The 21,193-nt window shown below is 73.5% G+C and carries 16 protein-coding genes; 11 read left to right on the top strand and 5 right to left on the bottom strand.

All coding sequences use genetic code 11. The annotated features are described in order from the left end of the window. Nucleotides 1–86: 86 nt before the first annotated feature. The 4 genes from AB0M08_RS21895 to AB0M08_RS21880 are packed head-to-tail and all read left to right on the top strand — an operon-like array spanning nt 87 to nt 3,747. Nucleotides 87–1,004 (top strand): TIGR01777 family oxidoreductase, encoded by a 918-nt coding sequence (locus AB0M08_RS21895; RefSeq protein ID WP_364496053.1) that lies wholly within the window; start codon nt 87–89, stop codon nt 1,002–1,004. 30 nt (nt 1,005–1,034) lie between these two features. Continuing rightward, the gene (locus AB0M08_RS21890) at nt 1,035–2,918 is read left to right on the top strand and encodes a DUF2079 domain-containing protein (protein ID WP_364496050.1); all 1,884 of its coding nucleotides are present in this window, start codon (nt 1,035–1,037) and stop codon (nt 2,916–2,918) included. Between the two features lie 32 nt (nt 2,919–2,950). Beyond that, nucleotides 2,951–3,580 carry a lipoyl(octanoyl) transferase LipB gene (lipB, locus tag AB0M08_RS21885; RefSeq protein WP_364496048.1) on the top strand — a complete coding sequence of 210 codons (630 nt, stop codon included), beginning with the start codon at nt 2,951–2,953 and terminating at the stop codon, nt 3,578–3,580. Next, nucleotides 3,580–3,747 carry a peptide ABC transporter substrate-binding protein gene (locus AB0M08_RS21880; RefSeq protein ID WP_364496045.1) on the top strand — a complete coding sequence of 56 codons (168 nt, stop codon included), beginning with the start codon at nt 3,580–3,582 and terminating at the stop codon, nt 3,745–3,747. Before lipB ends, AB0M08_RS21880 begins: the two co-directional genes overlap by 1 nt. Here AB0M08_RS21880 and AB0M08_RS21875 read toward each other — a convergent pair. Both AB0M08_RS21875 and aspS read right to left on the bottom strand, forming a co-directional pair. After that, on the bottom strand, nt 3,744–4,082 hold the full coding sequence (locus AB0M08_RS21875; protein WP_364496043.1) for a hypothetical protein: 339 nt from the start codon (nt 4,080–4,082) through the stop codon (nt 3,744–3,746). The genes AB0M08_RS21880 and AB0M08_RS21875 overlap by 4 nt on opposite strands. A gap of 23 nt (nt 4,083–4,105) precedes the next feature. Beyond that, nucleotides 4,106–5,371, bottom strand: coding sequence for an aspartate--tRNA(Asn) ligase (gene aspS, locus AB0M08_RS21870; RefSeq protein ID WP_364496040.1), 1,266 nt, complete (start codon nt 5,369–5,371; stop codon nt 4,106–4,108). A 412-nt stretch (nt 5,372–5,783) separates the two neighbouring features. On the opposite strand from aspS, the gene lipA reads away from it, so the two are divergent. Then, nucleotides 5,784–6,680 (top strand): lipoyl synthase, encoded by an 897-nt coding sequence (gene lipA / locus AB0M08_RS21865; protein WP_364496159.1) that lies wholly within the window; start codon nt 5,784–5,786, stop codon nt 6,678–6,680. A gap of 62 nt (nt 6,681–6,742) precedes the next feature. Here lipA and AB0M08_RS21860 read toward each other — a convergent pair whose 3' ends face one another. Next, nucleotides 6,743–6,988, bottom strand: coding sequence for a hypothetical protein (locus AB0M08_RS21860; RefSeq protein ID WP_364496037.1), 246 nt, complete (start codon nt 6,986–6,988; stop codon nt 6,743–6,745). Nucleotides 6,989–7,177: 189 nt separating this feature from the next. Here AB0M08_RS21860 and AB0M08_RS21855 point away from each other — a divergent pair, with 189 nt between their 5' ends. The 4 genes from AB0M08_RS21855 to AB0M08_RS21840 all read left to right on the top strand — a co-directional run bounded on the left by AB0M08_RS21855 (nt 7,178) and on the right by AB0M08_RS21840 (nt 12,331). After that, complete coding sequence (locus AB0M08_RS21855; RefSeq protein ID WP_364496034.1) at nt 7,178–7,870, top strand: DUF4191 domain-containing protein; 693 nt, start codon at nt 7,178–7,180, stop codon at nt 7,868–7,870. Nucleotides 7,871–7,916: 46 nt separating this feature from the next. Further along, on the top strand, nt 7,917–9,572 hold the full coding sequence (locus tag AB0M08_RS21850; protein WP_364496031.1) for a right-handed parallel beta-helix repeat-containing protein: 1,656 nt from the start codon (nt 7,917–7,919) through the stop codon (nt 9,570–9,572). Nucleotides 9,573–9,668: 96 nt separating this feature from the next. Continuing rightward, nucleotides 9,669–11,078: a type VII secretion protein EccE gene (locus tag AB0M08_RS21845; protein WP_364496028.1), complete on the top strand. Its 1,410-nt coding sequence runs from the start codon at nt 9,669–9,671 to the stop codon at nt 11,076–11,078. Next, nucleotides 11,075–12,331, top strand: coding sequence for a hypothetical protein (locus tag AB0M08_RS21840; protein WP_364496026.1), 1,257 nt, complete (start codon nt 11,075–11,077; stop codon nt 12,329–12,331). Before AB0M08_RS21845 ends, AB0M08_RS21840 begins: the two co-directional genes overlap by 4 nt. A 725-nt stretch (nt 12,332–13,056) precedes the next feature. On the opposite strand, the gene eccCa is transcribed toward AB0M08_RS21840, so the two are convergent. Next, nucleotides 13,057–17,037, bottom strand: a complete 3,981-nt coding sequence (gene eccCa, locus AB0M08_RS21835; RefSeq protein ID WP_364496023.1) for a type VII secretion protein EccCa — start codon at nt 17,035–17,037, stop codon at nt 13,057–13,059. A 100-nt stretch (nt 17,038–17,137) separates the two neighbouring features. On the opposite strand from eccCa, the gene eccD reads away from it, so the two are divergent. Together eccD and eccB are read left to right on the top strand one after the other, a co-directional pair. After that, the gene (gene eccD, locus AB0M08_RS21830; RefSeq protein ID WP_364496020.1) at nt 17,138–18,550 is read left to right on the top strand and encodes a type VII secretion integral membrane protein EccD; all 1,413 of its coding nucleotides are present in this window, start codon (nt 17,138–17,140) and stop codon (nt 18,548–18,550) included. Between the two features lie 61 nt (nt 18,551–18,611). Then, nucleotides 18,612–19,970 (top strand): type VII secretion protein EccB, encoded by a 1,359-nt coding sequence (gene eccB, locus AB0M08_RS21825; protein WP_364496017.1) that lies wholly within the window; start codon nt 18,612–18,614, stop codon nt 19,968–19,970. Here the strand turns inward: eccB and AB0M08_RS21820 are convergent. Beyond that, nucleotides 19,960–21,189: a S8 family serine peptidase gene (locus tag AB0M08_RS21820; RefSeq protein ID WP_364496015.1), complete on the bottom strand. Its 1,230-nt coding sequence runs from the start codon at nt 21,187–21,189 to the stop codon at nt 19,960–19,962. The two genes, eccB and AB0M08_RS21820, sit on opposite strands and share 11 nt — an antisense overlap. Nucleotides 21,190–21,193: the final 4 nt, after the last annotated feature.

The raw sequence follows: 21,193 nt of genomic DNA, 5'->3' as shown, positions 1-21,193 counted from the left end.
CGCTTTCCATCGGAACCGGGGGTACGCCGTGTGGCGTGCCCCCGGTTCTGTTTTGCGGAGCGCGATCTTCGGGAAGGATTCGGGGCATGCGGATCGTCATGTCCGGAGCGTCGGGTTTCCTCGGCACCCGCCTCGCGGAGCGGCTGCGGCAGAGCGGCCACGAGATCGTCCGGTTGGTCCGGCGTCCCGCCCGGGACCAGGCGGAGGCCGTCTGGGCGCCCGCGCAGGGCCGCCTCGACCCGGCGGTGCTGGCCGGCGCGGACGCGGTGATCAACCTGTCCGGGGCGAACATCGGCGACCACCGGTGGACGGCGCGGTACCAGAACGTGCTGCGGTCCAGCCGGGTGGACACCACCGACACGGTCGCCCGCGCGATCGCCAAGCTCCCGGCGGCCGACCGGCCCCGCACCCTGCTGAACGCCTCCGGCGCGGGCTGGTACGGCGACACCGGCGACCAGGAGGTCACCGAGGAGGCCCCGGCCGGGAACACCGTCCTGGCCGACCTCTGCCGGGTCTGGGAGGCCGCCGCGCACCCGGCCGAGGACGCCGGCACCCGGGTGGTGCTGATGCGCACCGCGCCGGCCGTGGACGCCCAGGGCTCGCTGCTCAAGCCGCTGCTGCCGCTCTTCAGGCTGGGCGGCGGCGCCCGGTTCGGCGGCGGCCGGCAGTGGATGGCCTGGATCGCGATGGCCGACTGGCTGGGCGCCGCCGAGTTCCTGCTGGAACGCGAGGACCTGGCCGGTCCGGTGAATCTCGTCTCCGCCCGGCAGTGCACGAACGGGGAGTTCACCCGGGAGCTGGGGCGGCAGCTGCACCGCCCGGCGTTCCTCACGGTGCCCGGTCCACTGCTCGACGTGGTGCTCGGTGAGATGGCCGGTGAGCTGCAACGGAGTCAGCGGGTCATTCCCGGCGTCCTGCGCGCGGCGGGCTTTTCCTGGCGGTACCCGGACATCGAGTCCGCTCTGGCCGCGGCCCTGCGCCCGGAAGCCGTGATCAACCGATGATCTACAGGACCCACTGCTAACCTGCGGCTGATGTCCGTCGCCGCCCCCGCCCCCGCCGCGTCCGCCGATCCGCCCCTCGACCCGCCCGCGGCGTCCCCGCGACCGCGGCGTGCGTGGCGGGCCCACCTCACCGTCGCCTCCGTGGCGCTGGTCCTCGCCGTGTACGTGCTCAACGGCCTCTGGCGTGACCCGTACACCCACGCGCTCTCCGACAACGTGCAGGACACGGGCTTCTTCGAGTGGCTGCTGGGGTACGGCTGGTACACGGTCACCCACGGGTCCGACCCGTTCTTCACCGACCTGATGAACGCCCCGCTCGGGGTGAACCTGGCGGCGAACACCTCGATCACGGTCTACACCGTGCTCTTCTCCCCGCTGAGCCACTTCGCCGGCCCGCAGGTCAGCTTCGTGACCATCCTCACGCTGAACCTGGCCGGTTCGGCCTTCGCGTGGTACCTCTTCTTCCGCCGCTGGCTGGTCCGGCACACGGTCGCGGCCGCGATCGCCGGTCTGTTCTGCGGATTCGCGCCGGGCTTCGTCGCACACGCCAACGGCCACCTGAACTGGTCGGCCGGCTGGGTCGCCCCGGTGGTGATCTGGTGGGTGCTGAAACTGCGCGAGCAGGGCCGGCTGCGCTGGCTGCGCAACGGCGCGATCCTCGGCGTGCTGCTCGCGGTCGGCTTCTCGATCGCCGCCGAGGGGCTCTTCTACACCGCGATCGCCAGCGCGATCTTCCTCGGCGTCTGGGCGCTGGCCCGCCCGGTACGTGCCGAGGCCCGGGCGGCCCTGCCCACCGTGCTGCGGGCGCTGAGCGTCGCCGCGGTGGTCGGCGGGGTGCTGCTGGCCTATCCGCTCTACATGCACTTCGCCGGGAAACAGACCTTCTCCGGTACGGGCTTCAACCAGCGCTACTTCGTCGAGGACCCGGCGTCGTACCTGTCGTTCCCGACCCGGTCGGTCGCCGCGCTCTTCGGCTGGGGCTCCGACCTGGCGCCGAACAACACCGAGGAGACGTCGTACTTCGGTGTTCCGCTGGTGCTGGCGATGCTGCTGGCACTCGTCCTGGTGTGGCGCCGCGCCGACCCGGGCCGCCGGGCGACGGTCCGCGCGGTGGCGATCGTCGGTCTGGTCTTCACGGTGCTCTCCTGGGGCCCGCGGCTGAACTGGCTGCACCACGAGTTCGACATCCCTCTCCCGTACGCCCTGCTGGCCCGTCTGCCGCTCTTCAACTCGGCACTGCCGCTCCGGTTCGCCCTCGCGGTGGTCGGCGTCTTCGGCATCCTGCTCGCGCTGGTCGTCGACGACATGATGAGCCGGAAGCTCACCGGCGCGCTGCGGAACACGGTGGCCGTCGCGCTCGCGGCCGGCCTGCTGCTGATCTTCCCGACGCCGCTGCCGGTCCAGGAGCGCTCGGCCGAGCCCGCGTTCATCGCGAACGGCACCTGGAAGCAGTACGTCTCCGACGGCGGTGTGATCACCGCGCTGCCGTTCGCGCTGAACATCACCGCGGACGGGATGCGCTGGCAGGCGTACACGATGGCGCGCGGCGGCGAGCAGTTCCGGATCCCGGACGGCTACTTCCTCGGCCCGCAGACCACCGGCGAGGCGGGTCGCAAGCTGCCCGGCCGGATCGGCGCCGAGACGCGGCCCACCGACTGGCTGTTCCTGCGGGCCGCCCTGTACGGCTACGTGGCCCAGCTCAGCAACGACGACCGTGCGCAGGCCCGGGCGGACTTCGCGTACTGGGGCGTCGAGGCGGTCTTCCTGGCCGACGAGATCACCGGCTCGGACCACTACACGCTGTTCCGCAAGGCGGTGGAGACGACCGCCACCGACCTGCTCGGCGAGCCGGAGCGCGTCGACGGCGTCCTGGTGTGGCGCATCCGTCGCGGCGTCGACCCCGTCGACCAGTGAGTACCGGTGAGTACGGGGCTAGGCTTTCAGCCGTGACTTCCTCCGTACTCACCGTTCTGCGCCCGGGTCTCGTCGACTACGTCGAGGCCTGGGAGGAGCAGAAGCGCGTGCACGAGGCCGTGGCGAACGGGGATCGGCCGGACACGATCCTGCTCCTCGAGCACCCCAGCGTCTTCACCGCCGGCAAGCGGACCGAGCCCGCCGACCGGCCGTTCGACGGCACCCCGGTGGTCGACGTCGACCGGGGCGGCAAGATCACCTGGCACGGGCCGGGGCAGCTGGTCGGCTACCCGATCCTGCGCCTCTCCGACCCGGTCGACGTGGTGGCGTACGTACGGCGTACCGAACAGTTGCTGATCGACGTGTGCGCCGAGTTCGGGGTGACCGCCGAGCGGATCGAGGGCCGCAGCGGCGCCTGGGTACGGGCCACCGACGGCGGGCTGGATCGCAAGATCGCGCAGATCGGCATCCGGGTCTCCCGCGGCGTCACGCTGCACGGCTTCGCGCTGAACTGCGACTGCGACCTGGCGAACTTCGACCGGTTCGTGCCGTGCGGCATCCGGGACGCCGCGGTCACCTCGCTCAGCGCCGAGCTGGGCCGCCCGGTGCCGATCGCCGAGGTGCTGCCGGTCGTCGAGCGCCACCTGCCGACGCTCCTCTGATGGGCGCGATCTACCGCGAGCCCCGGGACAAGCGGATCTTCGTACCCCGCAAGGGCGGCGGGGTGATGCTCAACTTCGGTCACCCGGTCGCCTGGGTGATCCTGATCTGCACCACCGTGGTGCCGTTCGTGGTCGTCGCGGTGGTCACCCTCGCCGTCATCCTCTAACGCACCCGCCAGACCGCGGTGGTCACGCCGTCCGCCAGGCACGCCAGATGGTCCCCGGCGGCGGTGCAGCCGAACGGGCTGATCCCCGGCAGCGAGCCGTAGACCGCACCCGTGCGCAGCTCGATCACCCCCACGTCCGCCGCGACCGTGGCGTGCCAGGACGGAACACCGGCGGCCAGCGGGCGGGCGACGATCTCCAGACCGTCCCCGGCAAGGTGCGCCGTGTAGAAGACCGACGGTGTCAGCAGCGACGCCAGCGCGCGCAGCCGCCGCCAGGGGAGGGGCCGCGCGCGCTCCGGGGCCGAGACCGGCGGTACGTCGAGGTCGATCAACACCGAGATCTCTCCCACGTGACGGGTTACGGCGCCATCCGGTGCAGGTCACGGGGGAAGGCGACGACCTCCCGCACGTTAGTCGCGCCGGTCAATCGCGCCACCAGCCGCTCCAGTCCGATCGCCCAGCCACCGTGCGGCGGCATGCCGTACCGGAAAGCCTCCAGATAACCCCGATAGGCCGCCGGTGGCTCACCCACCTCGCGCAACGCGGCGAGATAGTCGGCGTGCCGGTGCAGGCGCTGGCCGCCGGTGACGATCTCCAGACCGCGGAAGAGCAGGTCGAAACCGTTCGAGTACGCCGGGTCGGCCGGGTCCGGGTGCGTGTAGAAAGGCCGTTTGCGCATCGGGTAGCCGGTCACGTAGACGAGGTCCGAGCCGTACTCCCGCAGCGCCCACGCGCACACCGCCCGCTCGTGAGCCGGCGCGAGGTCCGGCTCGTCCGCGGGTGCCCCGGCGATCCGCAGCGCCTCGGTGAAGTGCACCGCCGGGATCTCGGCCGGCACCTCCGGGGTCGCGAACCCGGTCCGCTCGGTGATCGTCGCGAACATCCCGGAGAGCGTGCGGGTCAGCGCGGCCATCACGTCCCGGTGGCCGGCGATGAAACCCATCTCCGCGTCGAGCGAGGTGTACTGCGCCAGGTGCCGCGCGGTGTCGCTGGGCTCGGCGCGGAACACCGGGCCGACCTCGAAGACCCGCTCGAAGACGCCGACCATCGCCTGCTTGTAGAACTGCGGCGACTGGGCCAGGTAACCGGGCCGTCCGAAATAGTCCAGGGTGAACACGTTCGCACCGGACTCGGTCGCCGACTCGACGATCTTCGGCGTGTGGATCTCGACGAACCGCTGCGCCTCCAGGGCCTGCCGGTATCCCGCGGCCGCGGCGGCCGCGATCCGCAGCGTCGCCTGCCGCGCCGGGTGCCGCAGCGCCAGCGACGCGTGGTCCAGCTGGGTGGGCAGGCTCGCGCTCATCTCGGGTCGATGCAGTTCCAGGGGCAGGGGTACGTCCACAGCGGAGAGGACGTCCAGCTCCGGGGCGGTCAGTTCATAGCCCTGCGGCGCCTGCGGGTTCGGGGTGACCGTGGCGGTCACCCGGACGACGCTCTCCTCGGGCGTCTCCTCCAGGAGTTTCCGGGCGCCCGGCTCGGTGACCACGATCTGGATCAGCCCACCGGCGTCCCGCAGGATCAGGAAGGCCACCGACTTCAGCAGGCGACGGCGATGGACCCATCCGGCGACGGTGACCCTTGTCCCGGGTCGTCCGGCCAGTTCGGTGGAGAGGATGCGTTGCATGGCGGGTTACCTCCTCTAGGTGCTGCAACGCGGCCCCAGGGAGGTGTGGGCGAGCGGGAATCCTCGCGGTGCCACCACACCTTCGCGCCCTGCCGTCACCGGCGGGCGCCTCTTGTACTGCTCGGCTCCGGGGTGTCTTCACGCTCCGGCACACGGGCCACCCTCACAGCTGCCGGTGGCTCTCTCGGCCGGTGGATCGGAGCGTTACTCGGTCCCGTCACTGCCGTGGACGGGAGGTTAACGGGCCGCTGATTGTCGCTTCAACCGAATTTCCGCGCTGCACCCCTCGCCGCAACCGGAGAGCGTGATGGCAGTCACACGTAACGTCACGTGAGCCTCGTCGCCCCTACCGTGCGGCCCCCCGTGTCGGGCGTATCTTCGGGTTGTGACTATTGCTCCCGAGGGCCGCCGCATGCTGCGCATCGAGGCGCGCAACGCCGAGACTCCCATCGAGCGGAAGCCGCCGTGGATCAAGGTCAAGGCGAAGATGGGTCCTGAGTACACCCAGATGCGCGGCCTGGTGCAGAAGGAAGGCCTGCACACGGTCTGCCAGGAGGCGGGCTGCCCCAACATCTACGAGTGCTGGGAAGACCGCGAGGCCACCTTCCTCATCGGCGGCGATCAGTGCACCCGCCGCTGCGACTTCTGTCAGATCGACACCGGCAAGCCGGCCGAGTTCGACGCCGACGAGCCCCGCCGGGTCGGCGAGTCCGTCGCCACCATGGGCCTGCGCTACGCCACCGTCACCGGCGTGGCCCGCGACGACCTGCCCGACGGCGGCGCCTGGCTCTACGCGGAGACCGTACGCCAGATCCACAAGCTGCAGCCCGGCTGCGGTGTCGAGCTGCTGATCCCGGACTTCAACGCCGAGCCCACCCAGCTCGCCGAGGTCTTCGGCGCCCGCCCCGAGGTGCTGGCGCACAACGTCGAGACGGTCCCGCGCATCTTCAAGCGGATCCGCCCCGGCTTCCGCTACGAGCGCTCGCTCGACGTGATCACCCAGGCCCGCGCCGCCGGGCTGGTCACCAAGAGCAACCTGATCCTCGGCATGGGCGAGGAGCGCTCCGAGATCTCCACCGCCCTGCGCGACCTGCACGCGGCCGGCTGCGAGCTGATCACCATCACGCAGTACCTCCGTCCCACCCCGCGCCACCACCCGGTCGAGCGCTGGGTCAAGCCGGAGGAGTTCATCGAGCTCCGCGCGGAGGCCGAGCAGGTCGGCTTCGCGGGCGTGATGAGCGGCCCGCTGGTCCGCTCCTCGTACCGCGCCGGCAGCCTCTACCGCCAGGCTCTGGACGCCCGCGGCTGACGACCACGCGAGGAAGGCCCGTACCGCGCCGGTACGGGCCTTCCTGCGTACTCCCAAGCCTTTTATTTCTTCTTGGCCTTCTTCCCCTTCTTGCCGCCCTTGCCCAGGTCGTCCCGCTCCTTGCGGAACTCCTTGAGCCGCTGCTCGGTGCGCGCCTCGTCGGCGGCGAGCTCCGGGAAGATCACCGGGTAGAGCAGCTTCAGGAAGATCAGGAGCACCACGGCGCCCCAGAACCACCAGGGGATGCCGGATTCCGGCCCGAACAGCGCCGAGATCACCCGATCGGCCTGGTCGACGAGGTCATCCATCACCGGCTCCCGAGGGACGAACGGAACGTACGGAACATCACGGCTCCTCAAGTGAAGGTCGGCCCCCAACATCGACCCCCCGCCCGGCCGCTTTAGCGTTCGCCGGCCCCCTCCCTGCCGAGCACTCCGAGCCGGTCACGGGTGCCCGGGACGCCGGAAGGTACCCGAGTCCCATTACACTTTGCGGCTATGGCAAAACCCCAGGAGAAGGTGTCGTTCGTCGAGCGCCTGAAGCAGATCGGCCAGGTGTTCGCGTTCACCGCGAAGCAGGACAAATGGTTCGTCCCGCTGGTGGTCGCCGCGGTGGCGCTCCCGGTCGCCCTGACCGTGCTCGTCGTGCTCCTGACCGGGGGTTACCTCTGGATCCCGATCGGCATCCTGGTCACCGCGCTGGCCGTGCTGATCGTGCTCAACACGCGGTCGAACACCGCGATGATGAACGTCGCGGAGGGCCAGCCCGGCGCCGCCGCCTCGCTGATGGAGAACATGCGCGGTGACTGGCGGGTCCGCCCGGCGGCCAGCTCCACCACGCAGTTCGACATGGTGCACGTGGTGATCGGCCGCCCCGGCGTGATCCTGCTGGCCGAGGGGAACCCGCAGCGCGTCCGCAGCCTGCTCGGGCAGGAGAAGAAGCGGCTCGCCAAGGTGATCGGCAACGCCCCGATCTACGACTACGTGATCGGCACCGAGGAGGGCCAGCTGCCGGTCCGCAAGCTGCGCACCACCATGCTGCGGCTGCCCCGGAACCTCACCGGCAAGGACGTCAACGCGCTGGACAAGCGCCTCGGCGCGCTGATGGCCCGCCCGCAGATGCCGAAGGGCGCGATCCCGAAGAGCATGCGCCCCAGCAAGGGGGCGTTCCGGCAGCAGCGCCCGCGCTGACGCCCGCAGCGCCCGTGCGGGCGCAGGCCGAGAAGGAGCACCCCCCGTGGCCATCCTGGCGGTCCCCGGCACCTACCCGACCATCCGCGACGCCCTGGAGATCGCCCCGGACGGCGCGGTGCTCGTGCTCGCTCCCGGCACGTACCACGAGCGGCTCCGGATCGGCGGACGGCGCCTGACGGTCCGCACCGCCGGTGACCCGGGCTCGGTGACCGTGGACGCGGCCGGCCTGGAGGGCCCCGCGCTGGAGGTCCTCTCCGGCGACGTGACCGTCGAGGGGATCGACCTGGTGGCCGGCGACTACCCGGCGGTCACCGTGGAACGCGGCCGGCTCACCGTTCGCCGGTGCGAGCTGGCCACCGGGTACGGTGCCGGCCTGCAGGCCACCGACGGCGCGACCGTCGAGGCGACCGAGATACGCGTGACGCGCGGCCGGCACGGCGTGGTCTTCTCCGACGCGGGCGGCACCCTGGACTCCTGCGAGATCCGGGACGTGACCGACGACGGCGTGATCGTCCGGCTCGGCGCGGACCCGGTGCTCCGGAACACCACGGTGGCCGGGTGCGGACACCGCGGCGTCTACGTCTACCAGTCCGGCCGCCCGGTGATCGAGAGCTGCGACATCTCCGGCACCGGCGGCGCGGGCATCGTGGCCGCGCACGGCGGCGCACCCCGGATCGTGGAGACCTGGGTACACCAGACCGCCGGCTCCGGCGTGGTGATCGGCGCCGGCTGCACCGGGGCGGTGGAGCGGTGCCGGATCGAGCAGACCGCCGAGCCGAAGGTCGACGTCGACCCGAACGGGCAGGCCACCGTGACGCTCACCGAGGGCGGCACGGCACCCCGGGCCGGCATCGCGGAGGCCGGGGCCGGGCAGGACGCCGCCGAGGTGGACCGGCTGCTCGGCGAGCTCGATGCGATGATCGGCCTGACCGGGGTGAAGGACGAGGTCCGGGCCCTGATCGACGAGATCCAGGTGAACGAGTGGCGGCGCGGCGCCGGGCTCGCGGTGGGCGCCGTCAGCCACCACCTGATCTTCACAGGCGCTCCGGGTACGGGTAAGACCACGGTCGCCCGCGTCTACGGCCGGCTGCTGAAGGCGCTCGGGGTGCTGCCCGACGGCCGGTTCCGTGAGGTCTCCCGGCGCGACCTGGTCGGCCAGTACATCGGGCACACCGCCGAGAAGACCACCTCGGTCTTCGAGGAGGCGATGGGCGGGGTGCTCTTCATCGACGAGGCGTACACGTTGGCCCGGGCCGGCGGGGCGAGCGCCGACTTCGGCCAGGAGGCGATCGACACCCTGGTCAAGCTGATGGAGGACCACCGGGACCGGGTCGCGGTGATCGTCGCCGGGTACACCCGGGAGATGGCCGACTTCCTGGACGCGAACTCCGGACTCGCCTCCCGGTTCGCCAAGACCATGGAGTTCGCGGACTACGGCCCGGACGAGCTGGTGCTGATCGCCGGGCGGATCGCGCGCCACGACGACTACGTCTTCGCCGACGGGCTCACCGAGGCGCTGCGCGAGCACTTCGCCCGGATCGAGCGGGGCCGCAACTTCGGCAACGCGCGCGAGGCCCGCAGACTGCTGGAGGGGATGCGGAAGGCCCAGTCCGGGCGGCTGCGCGCACTCGGCCGGATGCCCAGCCGCGACGACCTGAAGACATTGACAATCGAAGATCTCATGGCCGCCGTCCGCTGACCCCGGCCAGGCCGGGTACCGAATCCCGGCCCCGGCCGGGATTCGATGCACGGCCTACAATGGAGCCTCCGCGGGCCAGTGGGGAGGCGACCGACGATGCCAGCTCCCGAGGACGCCGCACGGCCCATCCGGGAGCGCGGCCGGATCGGCCCGCTGAGCCTTCGGCAGGTGCTGATCACCGAGATCGCGGTCCTGGCCACCGTCGCCGCCACCACCCAGGGACTCGGGTACGCCCTGGTCACCGCCCTGATCGGCGGCGCCGTGGCCACCGTCTTCCTCGCTCGTCGGGACGGGCGTTGGTGGCTGGAGCACCGCCGGCTGACCCGGCTGTTCCGGCACCGTCGTGCGGCCGCCGCCGTTCGGGACGCCGCCGCGCAGGAGGCCGCCGGGCCGGTGCTCGCCGCACTGCGCACCATCGCGCCCGGGCTCGCCGTCGACGACGTCGCCGCGCCGGACGGCACCCGGGCCGGTGTCGCCCGCGACGAGGCCGGCTGGTTCTGTGTGGTCGCCCTGACCCCGCCCGCCACGCACCGGGACGCCCCGGACCGTCCTGACACCCCGGCCCACCCGGGCTCCGGCGCCGCGCCGGTCCCGCTGCGCGTGCTGACCGGGGTGCTGGCCGCAGCCGGGCAACAGGGTGTCGTGTTACAGCTGGTCACGCACACCGTGCCGGCACCCAGCCCGGACGTGCACGTGGCCTCGCCGGCCGGGATGTCGTACCGCCGGCTGCTCGAGACACTCAGCCCGGTGCCGGTCCCGGCGCATCGCGAGTCGACGGTGAGCATCCGGGTGGACGCCCGGATACTGGCCGAGGCGCTGCTCGACCACACCGCCGACCCGGAGGCCGCCGCCACGATGGTTGCCGGGCTGGGCCGCAAGGTCGCGGCCGCCCTCCACCGGACCGGAGCCGGCTGCCGCCTGCTGAACGCGGACGAACTGCTCGCGGCGCTGGCCCGTTCCTGCGACGTGGAGCCGGGCGCGTTCGCCGAGGGCGCCCAGCGGGTGGGTGAGGAGTGGACGCACTGGCGTTCGGCCCGGCTGGTGCACCGGACGTACTGGTTGAAGACCTGGCCCGCACCGGCCGCCCGGATCGAGTCGCTCCTCGCCTGGGCCGCCACCGCGCCCGCCTCGATGACCAGCGTCACGCTGATCGTCAGCGCCATCGACAGCGACACAACCGACAACGGCGCCATCGACAGCGGCACAGGCGACAACAGCACAGGCGACAACGGCACGGGCAACGGCGACGGCACGGGCAACGGGGCCGGCGACGGCGACGGAGAGGCGGGCAACGGCAGGGGCGGCAGCAGCGCGCGCAACGGCGGGGCGGAGGTCGCGGTCCGGGCGTTCGTGCGGCTCGCGGCCCGGCCCGACGCGGATCTCGCGGCGCTCGACCGGGTGCTTCAGGACGGCGTACGCCGCGCCGGAGCCGAACTATCCCCTCTCGACGGTGAACAGGGACCGGCGGCGTACGCCACGGCGCCGACGGGAGGCGGAGCGGGATGAGCCATCCGGACCGGGACGGGGAGTGGCGGCCACACCGGCCCGCCACCGAGGAGAACCACCCCACGGGGCCCGCTTCGGCGTCTCCCGTTCCCGAAGCCTTCCAGCACCCACCGTTCCAGCACCCACCGTTCCAGCACCCGCCGTTCCAGCACCCGCCGTTCCCCCAGGCGCCCCTCCAGCAGGCCCCCTCTCCGCAGGCATCCTCTCCTCCGACCGCTGACGATCAGCCGCAGCCTCGCCAGGCGCTCTCCCCGGGCCAACCCGCTTCGCAGGTACCGCCCGCCCACAGACAGCCGGCCGAGCAGCAACAGGTCGAGCAGCGACAGTTCGCTGCAGGGCCGACGGCACCCGAGCCGGCCGCCCCGCCGTTCACCACGCCACCGCTCACCACGCCGCTCACCACGCCGCTCACCTCTCCGCCGCTCACCGAGGCGCAGCGATGGGAGTCGGCGAAGGCCGCCCAGGTACGCGAGGACGAGCGCCCGCCGGGAGACGGCCCGGGAGACGATCGCCCCAGCGCGCCGGACGACGACCCCGGAACACCGGGTGGCACGCGCACCGGACCGTCCGGGCGGGCCGGGCGGCTGCACATCGGCTGGCACGCGATCTCCCTGCCGACGCTGGAACGACTCGCCGTCGCACCCGCCGCCGGGGCCGGGCTGCTCCTCGGCCGGGATCGGCGGCAGATGCCCGTGTCGCTGCGGCTCTTCGCGCCCGAGCCGGTACGCCTCGCCCTGGTCGGCGGGGTCTGGGCCGCCCAGCTGCTGATCTTCCGGGCGCTCGCGCTGGGCGCCCGGGTCGCCGTGGTGACCACCGAACCGGGCGCCTGGGCCGGGCTCGGCGAACGGGCGACCGGCCAGTACAACCGTCTCACCGTGCACAGCAGTGACCAGGGGCCACCCCTGAACGGTACGGCCCAGATGCCCACGCTGGTCGTCTACGACACGGGGGCGTCCGGGCCGGTGGCGAGCCTGCCCCCGGCACCGTGGCGCAGCCGGCTGACCGTCCTCCGCCAGCTGGACGATTCCGGGGTGGCGGCCCTGCAGGACGTCTCGTTCACCCTCCTGCAGCGGCTGGGCGACGACGAGGCCGCGCTGGCGACGTCGGCGCTGCGGCTGGGCCCGCACAGCGCCCAGTTCCTGCGGTTCATGGCCGACGACATGCTCGCCCTGATCGGCGACGGCACCGACCGTTACCTGTTCCTGGCCCAGACCGACCTCGAACAGCAGTACCTCGGCCTCCCCCACCGCTGACCCGGACCGGTTTCGGCTGGCATCCAGAACCGACCCTGCTGGTCAAATCCGGATCACCTGGGCGGGACGCCGAATCCCGTCACCGGGTGCCGCCCGAACACTCGCCGCCCGCTGATCGCCGGCTCCGTCGGTCGGGGTTCGTTCGTGGACCGGCCGGGCAGTGCCCCGTGGGCGGTGAGCCGCCGGTCCGGGGTGCCTCAGCGCGGTCGGCTGGCGATCCGGGGTGCCTCAGGCCCTCCGAGAGACCCCTGAACACCAGCCGCGCAGGGAAAGCTGGCACCCAGAGGTCACTCAAGCCCGCCCAGACACCCCTGAACACCAGCCACCAAGATCATCCCCACGGTTGATCATGAAAGCCGGAATCGACCAGCGAGGTCAGGACCGTCCGGCACGGCGCGAGCACCCGCGGGTGACCCGCCGTCGAATAAGCCCGTTTTGTGCGGTCCGCGGCGCGCATTCCAGCGATCTTGACGCGGAGCGCGGCGCGCGGTGCGGGCGGCGCGTGCACACGGTCGGCGCCGACCGGGCCGCGCGCACACACGAACAGCGCCAACCGGGCCGCGAGTGCACACGAACAAGCGGGTGCAGGGGTGGGAGCGCGCGGCGGCCCGGAGTGGGCACGGAGCTCGCGCGTGCGTGACCGGCCACGGCCCGGCGCCGGACCGCGCACCCCGGTCGGCGCCGTCTCACGCCGGCCGGGGTGCGCGAGGACCGTACGGTCGGCATCAACGGACCGGAGGCGACCATGCCAGCTGGACCAGGCGCGCGCCCTGTTTTCGGGTGATCATCCAGGCGCGGCCCGGTGGCAGCGTCTGGGGTTTGATCGTGCCGAAGAGCGGGCCCTCCTCGCGGGGGCCGGACATCATGATGCCGGGGGACGCCAGCTCGCGGATGCGACCGATGATCGGGTCGAACATCGCCCGGGACGCGCCGCCGATCCGGCGGGTGAGCACGAGGTGCAGGCCGATGTCGCGGGCCTGCGGGAGGAACTCCAGGAGGGGCAGCAGCGGGTTCTGCGCGGCGGCGGCGACCAGGTCGTAGTCGTCGACCAGGACGTACAGCTGCGGGCCGGTCCACCAGCCGCGTTCGTGGAGCATCTCCGGTGTGACGTCGGGGCCGGGGAGACGCTCGCGCATGGCGACCGCGACCTGCTCGATCAGGTCGGCGGTGACCTGGTGCGAGGTGCCGTACCCGATGGTGTTGCCGGCCGGTACGCATCCGAGCAGGCTGCGGCGCAGGTCGACCAGGAGGACGCGCGCCTCGGACGGGTCGTTACCGGCCACGATGGACCGGGCCAGACCGCGCAGGAACGAGCTCTTGCCGCTCTCCACGTCGCCGAGGAGCAGCGCGTGCGGCTCGGCGCCGAAGTCCAGCACGACCGGCTGCAGGTCGGCCTCGGCGATGCCGATCGGGATCACCGGGCCGCGGGCGGGCGGCAGCGCCGCGTACGGCAACTCGGCCGGGAGCAGGCGGACCCGGGGCGCGGGCGGGCCGGGCCACTGCCCGGCGACGCGCTTGACCGTCTCGGCGACGGCATCGGTCAGGTCGCCGGCGTCCGGGTCCCGGCCGGCGGCCTGAGGATCGGCACCCGGGACGGCCACGTGCGGGAGGGCGGCGAGGAAGTGGTACCCGTCCGGGGTGAGTCCGCGGCCGGGGGCGCCGCCGGGGATGTTGACCGCTTCCCGACGGTTGATCAGCGAGTCGGCGGCCTCGCCGAGGCGCAGCTCGATCCGGGTGCCGAAGACGTCCCGGATCTGCGGGCGGACGTCCATCCAGCGGTTGGCCGCGGCGAGCACGTGGATGCCGAAGCCGAGACCCCGGTTGGCCAGCTCGTTCACGGTGGGCTCGAGGTCCTCGAAGTCGGCGCGCAGGGTGGCCCAGCCGTCGACGACCAGGAAGACGTCGCCGAACGGGTCCTCCGGGAACCGGCCCTCCGCCCGGGCCCGCCGGTACGCCGCCACCCCCTCCACCCCCCGCTGGGCGAAGAGGTCCTCCCGGGCCCGCATCAGGCCGTGCACCTCGGCGACCGTACGGCGTACCCGGTCCACGTCCCGCCGGGTGGCCATCCCGCCCACGTGCGGCAGGTCGCCGAGCGCGCCGAGCGGCCCGCCGCCGAAGTCCAGCCCGTAGAACTGGACCTCGCGCGGCGTGTGGGTCAGCGCCAGGCTCACGATCAGCGTCCGCAGCAGGTTGGACTTCCCGGACTGGGCACCGCCGACCACCACCACGTTGCCCGCGGCGCCGGAGAGGTCCAGCCACATCGGGTCGCGCCGCTGCTCGAACGGCTTGTCGACGATCCCGGCGAGTGCGTGCAGCCGGCCGATCCGGTCCGGCGCGTCGGCGCCGAGCCCACGCTCCGGCGTCGTGATCAGCGGCGGCAGCATCCGGCCGAGCGTGGGCGCCCTGTCCAGTGGGGGCAGCCACACCTCGTGTGCCGGGGTGCCCCTGCCCTCCATCTGCCGGACCAGCACCTCCAGCAGGGTGTCCCACTCCCCGGCGGGCTCGGCGACGGGTGCCGGGACGACGGGCGCCTCCTCGCGGGGCGGCGCGGCGTAGAACGTCGCGTACTCCAGCACCGGGTTGCCCTGCCTGTCTCCCCCGGCGCCGACCGCCCCGTCCCGTCGCACCGCCCCCGAGACATAGGCCGCTTTCAACCGGATCAAACCCTCCGTTCCGGTACGCAGATAGCCGTGCCCCGGGGATCGCGGCAGTTCGTACGCGTCCGGCGCCCCGAGCACCGCCCGGCTCTCCATCGACGAGAAGGTCCGGAGCCCGATCCGGTACGACAGGTGCGACTCGAGCCCCCGCAGCCGCCCCTCCTCCAGCTTCTGCGAGGCGAGCAGCAGGTGCACGCCGAGCGACCGGCCCACCCGCCCGATCTGCACGAACATGTCGATGAAGTCCGGCCGCGCGCTGAGCAGTTCGGAGAACTCGTCGACGATGAGGAGCAGGCTGGGCAGCGGCGCCAGCGGCACACCGGCCGACCGGGCCCGCTCGTAGTCCCGCTGCGACGCGTAGTTGCCCGCCTTGCGCAGCAGCTCCTGCCGCCGGGTCAGCTCGCCGGAGATCGCGCCGAGCATCCGGTCGACCAGCGGCAGCTCGCCCTCCAGGTTGGTGATCATCGCGGCGGTGTGCGGCAGCCGGTCGAGCGAGGCGAAGGTGGCGCCGCCCTTGAAGTCGACCAGCACGAAGTTGAGGATCTCCGGGTCGTGGGTCAGGCCGAGCGCCAGCACCAGCGTGCGCAGCAGCTCGGACTTGCCGGAGCCGGTCGCGCCGACGAGCAGCCCGTGCGGGCCCATCCCGTCCTGCGCGGACTCCTTGAGGTCCAGCTCGACCGGGCGCCCGTCGACGCCCACCCCGATCGGCACCCGCAGCCGGTCCCGGTTGGGACGGCTCGCCCAGAGCTCCGCCAGATCGATCCGGTACGGGTCCGCCTGCTCCAGCAGCTCGGCGAGGCCCATGTCCTGCGCGATCGCGGACTGCTCGCCGTACGACGCCGCGGAGAGCCGCAGCGGGGCCAGCTCCCGCGCGAGGACCTCGGCGTCGACCAGGCCGATCCCGTCCGCCCGCCCGACCGTGGTGGAACCGTCCATCGTGGTGCCGGTGACCGTACCGTCCGCGCCGATCTCCAGGATCACCGAGCCGTCGTCGAGCAGCCGGGGCGGCGGCGCCGAGAGGTCGAGGATGGTCACTCCGGCCACCCCGCCCTCGGTCATCAGGTGGTCGGAGCCGGCCGTCGAGCCGCCGTCGATCACCACCACCACGTGCGGCCCGGGCGCCGCCGGGCCGGCCGGGTCGAACCGGGAGCGGTTGACCAGCACGTCGTCGAGCATCGCCTCCAGGGCCGGGACGCTCGGGGCGACCAGCCGGACCGGGCCGGCCGCGTCCGTCCGGTCCGGGTGCTGGGCGTGCGGCAGCCACTTGGCCCACTCCCAGAGGCCGCGCCGGCCGTCCGGCACGCAGGCGCCGATCCGCAGGTCGTCCGGGGCATGGAAGGTGACCGTCTGGGCGATCAGCGCGCGGGTGAAGGACCGCACCGCCTCCTCGCCGCCGCGCAGGTAGATGTGCGAGAAGTCCCGCAGCGCGACCGAGACCGGCAGATCGGGGACGACCGAGTAGGTGTTCACGAACCGGCGCAGCGCCGTCGCGCAGAGCGGCTCCAGCTCGTCCACCGGCTTGGTCTGCGGCGGCACCAGCCGGGTGGCCACCTCCTGCGCGCCGACCGCGATGCGCACCACGGTGAAGTCGGCGTCGCCGCGGCGGCGTTCCCAGAGGCGGCCGCCGCCGACGAGGGTCCAGAGCGTCTCCGGGTCCGGGTTGCGGTAGTACAGCGCCTCCCGCTGCCTGCGGATCGTGGCGCGCAGCTGGGCCCGGAGCAGGGACAGGTGCCGGAGGTACCGCCGGCGGGACTCGATCATCTCGCGCTTGCCGGGGCCGCCGGTGCCGGTGGCCATCATCGCGATCATGCCGAGGACCGAGACGCCGTACATCGCACCGGACACATAGGTCAGTGGGCCGCCCCGCTGCGCGCCCATCATCAGGCCCATCGCCGCGGCGCCGGCGCCCATCGGCAGCACCATCAGCATCCGCGTCCAGCCCTTGCCGGCTGGCGGCGGCAGCTCCGGCGGCGGGTCGAGCAGCACCTCGCCGGAGGGCATCACCGGAGCGGGCCGCCGCGGGGGCCGCTTGACGATGGTGACGGTCACGCCGGCTCTCCCCCCGACGGTGGATAGTCGACACCCATCCTAGCCATCGATGCCCTGCTAGGTTGATTGCCGACAGCGTTCGCTCACGGGAGGTGACCGCTTGACCGCGCCTGGTGGCCCGAGCCTGGCCCGGGTGACGATCGCCGCGCCGACCCGCCGGATGGACGTCGCGCTCCCGGACACCATGGTCGTCGCCGAACTGCTGCCGCACCTGCTCCGGCACGCCGAGGGCGCGCTCGGTGAGCACGCCGAACCGGCCGGGCGGGGCGGTGGCTGGGTGCTCCGCAGGTCCACCGGTGCCGCCCTGGAGCCGCACCGCAACCTGGCCGTGCAGGGTGTCCGCGACGGCGAGCTGCTGCATCTCGGCCCGGCCCGCGAGGACTGGCCCGAGCCCGCGTACGACGACGTGGTCGAGGTGATCGCGAGCGGTGCCCGCCGGGCCGCGCGGCCGTGGGACGCCGCGGCGACCCGCCGTACCGGGCTCACCGTCACCGCGGCCGCCGCCCTGACCGGGCTGATCGGTCTCGGCGGCGCTCGCGCGGGCTCGGCGCTGCCCGCGGTCCTGGCGATCGCCGTGGCGCTCGGCCTCACCGTGGCCGGCGTGCTGCTCTCCCGCGCGTTCGCCGACGCGGGCGCCGGAGGGGTGGTCGCCGCGAGCGGCCTGCCGTACGCGTTCCTCGGCGGCGCCTGGCTGGTCGCCGATCCGGGCGCCGGGTTCCTGCACATCGGCGGGCCCGCCCTGCTGCTCGGCAGTGCGGTGCTGCTGGTCACCGGCGTGATCGGGCACGCCGCGGTGGCCGGCCCGGCCCGGCTCCCGGTGGCCGGTGCCGCCGCCGCGCTGACCGGCCTGCTCGCCGGGCTGCTCGCCCTCGCCGGGATGTCCGCCGACGGCGCCGCCGCGGTCGCGCTGACCACCGCGATCGGCCTGCTCCCGGGCTATCCGGTGCTGGCCGGCTGGCTCGGCCGGCTGCCCTTCCCGGAGCTGCCCAGCCGCGCCGAGGAGATCCTCGAGGACCGCCCGGTGCCGCGCCGGGCCGACGTCTTCGCCGCCGTGGTCCGCTCCGCCGAGGTGCTGACCGGGCTGCTGCTCTCCGCCGCGTTCTGCAGCGTCGCCGCGATGACCTACCTGATCCTGACCGGGCCGGGCCTCGCCGCGGTGCTGCTCATGGTCGCCGCGATCGCCGCGCTGCTGCTACGGGCGCGTCTCCTGCCGACGGCGTGGCAGCGCGTCCCGCTGCTGGCCGCCGGGCTGACCGGGGCGGTGATACTCGGGGCCGGCGGGGTGCTCACCGGCGCGCTCCCCGGCCTGGTGCTGCTGGCCGGCGCGGTGCTGGCCGGTGCCGTCGCGCTGCCGGCCACGCTGATCTTCAGCCGGCGGCGGCCCTCGCCGTACCTGGGACGCGCCGCCGACGTGCTGGACATCCTGGCGATCATGGCGCTGATCCCGCTGGCGTGCGCGGTGATCGGCGTCTTCGACGACATCCGCGGGCTGTTCTCCTCGATCGGCGGGTGAAACGAGTGCGGCTGGTGCGGCGAGTACGGCTGGTACGGCGAGTGAGGCGGGTGAAACGCGAGTGACCTCCCGGCGCGATCAGCTGCAGTCGTACCAGTTCATGAACCAGCGGGTCATCTCGGCGTTCGTGATGCGCGAGACCGATCCGGCCCAGTCGCCGCTGCGCCGCGGCGTCGGCGCGCTCTTCGGCGGGCTGATGCTGGCCGTGCTGATCGGCGCCGGCTTCGGCATCCACGGCCTGCTCACCGGGGCCGGCACCGACGACTGGAAGAGCGAGGGCTCGGTGGTGATCGAGCGCGAGTCCGGCGCCGCCTTCGTCTACCTTCAGGGCCGGCTCAACCCGGCGCTCAACCTCGCCTCGGCCAAGCTCGCCGCCGGGCGCCCCGACCCCACCGTCTACCGGATCGCCGCGTCGTCGCTGGCTGGGGCGCCGCGCGGGGTGACCATCGGGATCGCCGGCGCGCCCGCCTCGCTGCCCGCCGCCGACCGGCGGGTCGGCCTGCCGTGGAGCATGTGTGTGGCGCCCGGCGACGATCCCGTCTCGACACTGCTGGTCGGCACCGCGGCGACCGGCGGCACCGCGCTCGGCGAGGGCGGCCTGCTGGTCACCGACCCGGCCGGCGGCGACACCCAGTTGATCTGGCACGGGTTCAAGCACGACCTCGCCGACGCGCGGACCACCGTCCCGGCCCTCTACGGCGCGGTCACCGCGATCCCGGTGGGCACCGCCTGGCTGAACACGATCCCGGCCGGCGCCGACATCGCCGCGCCCCGGGTAACCGGCCGCGGCGACGTGTCCGGCGCCGTGGGGCGGTTCCGCAACGGCGACGTGCTCAGCGTCGAGACCGGCAGCGGCACCCAGTTCTACCTGGTCCTCGACGACGGCGTGCTGCCGATCACCCCGGTGCAGCGCCGGGTGCTCTACGCCGCCTTCCCCGCGAGCCCGATCACCGTTCCGGTCGCCGAGGTCACCGGGTTCCCGCAGCTCACCGCGGACGCCGACACCACCGCGAAGCAGGCGCCCGCCGATCCGCCGAAGCTGGCCACGGTCGGCTCCGGCGAGACCGTCTGCGCGATCACCCGGGACGCCGCCGCCGCTCCGTCCATCCTGGTGGGTGGTCCGGCCGCGGGCCTCGCCGACGCGGTGCCGACCACCGGCGCGACCTCGGAAGGGCGAGCGCTCGCCGACGCGGTTCAGGTTCCCGCGGGCAGGTTCGCTCTGGTACGGATCCCCGGCTCGGCCGGCTATGCGCTGGTGACCGACGTGGGCCTGCGCTTCGCGGTGCCGGACGCCGACGCCCTGTCCCGTCTCGGGTACTCGGCCGGCACGGCGACGGCGGTGCCGACCGCGCTGCTCGGCGCGCTCCCGGCCGGAGCGACGCTGGACCCGGCCGCGGCCGCCCGGGCCGTCAATCCGTGATCCTCTCCGCCAGGAGCATCACCGGTGGTCCCGGCTCGACCGGTTCGACGCGGCGTGGCAGGGGTGCCGCCAGTCCCGGCCGCCAGTGCCGCCGGCGGCTGCGCCGGACCGCCCCGCCCACCATCAGCACCACGACCACGACGATCGCCGCGACGGCCGCCCCGGTCAGCGCGACCGCCCGCCGCCGGTTCTCCGCGCCGGTCCGCTCCGGCGCCACCGCCGAGACCCCCGGCAGAGCCCGCGCCCGCGCCGTCGTCGCGTGCCCGGTGATCGCCGCGTACGGGTTCACCACCCCCGCCCCGAACGCCTCCCCGGTGACCGCCGGGCTCGCCGTCGCGAGGAGCGTACGGGTCAGCCGCGCCACGTCCCGTTCCCCGGTCCGGGCCTGGACCAGCGCCACGGTGGCGCCCACGAACCCGGCCGCCACCGCCGTACCGTCCGCCTCCACCACGCCACCGGCGTCCCCGCCCTGCAGCGTCGGCACGTCCACTCCGGGGGCGACCAGGTCGACGTACTCCCCGTGCCCGGACGTCGCGAGGATCCGCCCGTCCCGGTCGATCGCCCCGACCCCGATCACGTCCGGGTACGCCGCCGGATAGGGCACCGGATTCCCGCCCGCCGCGTCACCCCGTTCCCCGGCCGCCGCGACCACGGCGACGTCCGCCGCCACCGCGTCCGCGACCGCGTTCCGCAACCGCCGGCTGTCCTGATAGACCGGTGCGGCGACCACGATCACGGCGGCGCCCTGTCGCACCGCGTCGTTGATCCCGGTGGCCAGCTCACCCGCCCCGGTGGTCCCGTCGTCGGCGGCCACCCGGATCGCCAGGATCTCGGCCCGGGAGGCCAGCCCGATCACCGGGTCCGCGTCGCTCTCCCGCGCCGCGATCACCCCGGCCACCTGCGTACCGATCCCGGCACAGTCGGTGGTGGCCGCGCCGAGGACGTGTCCCCGGAGCTGCGGGTGCGCCGCGAGCACCCCGGTGGAGAGCACCGCCACGGTGACCCCGCCACCACGGCTCAGCGGTACCACGTCGTCGATCGCGAGCAACCCGCGCGACCAGGGCGTCTCGTCGGTGAGCCGCCCGGCGGTGGCGCAGTCGGCCGCCCACGCCGGACTCCCCGGGAGCAGGACCACCGGAAGCAGAGCCACCGGAAGCAGAGCCACCGGAAGCAGAGCCGCCGCGAGGAGCACCGCGGCGTTCACCCATCGGCGCAGCACCCCT

Origin of the sequence: Actinoplanes sp. NPDC051851 (assembly GCF_040681165.1) — a bacterium.
Classification (GTDB): Bacteria; Actinomycetota; Actinomycetes; order Mycobacteriales; family Micromonosporaceae; genus Actinoplanes.
Note: the sequence above shows the minus strand (reverse complement) of the source record. Positions and strands in the feature narration are given on the sequence as shown.

Coding starts and splice junctions, on each gene's coding strand:
- AB0M08_RS21895 (WP_364496053.1), top strand. CDS start 87: ATGCGGATCGTCATGTCCGGAGCGTCGGGTTTCCTCGGCACCCGCCTC.
- AB0M08_RS21890 (WP_364496050.1), top strand. CDS start 1,035: ATGTCCGTCGCCGCCCCCGCCCCCGCCGCGTCCGCCGATCCGCCCCTC.
- AB0M08_RS21880 (WP_364496045.1), top strand. CDS start 3,580: ATGGGCGCGATCTACCGCGAGCCCCGGGACAAGCGGATCTTCGTACCC.
- aspS (WP_364496040.1), bottom strand. CDS start 5,371: ATGCAACGCATCCTCTCCACCGAACTGGCCGGACGACCCGGGACAAGG.
- lipA (WP_364496159.1), top strand. CDS start 5,784: ATGCTGCGCATCGAGGCGCGCAACGCCGAGACTCCCATCGAGCGGAAG.
- AB0M08_RS21860 (WP_364496037.1), bottom strand. CDS start 6,988: ATGGATGACCTCGTCGACCAGGCCGATCGGGTGATCTCGGCGCTGTTC.
- AB0M08_RS21855 (WP_364496034.1), top strand. CDS start 7,178: ATGGCAAAACCCCAGGAGAAGGTGTCGTTCGTCGAGCGCCTGAAGCAG.
- AB0M08_RS21845 (WP_364496028.1), top strand. CDS start 9,669: ATGCCAGCTCCCGAGGACGCCGCACGGCCCATCCGGGAGCGCGGCCGG.
- AB0M08_RS21840 (WP_364496026.1), top strand. CDS start 11,075: ATGAGCCATCCGGACCGGGACGGGGAGTGGCGGCCACACCGGCCCGCC.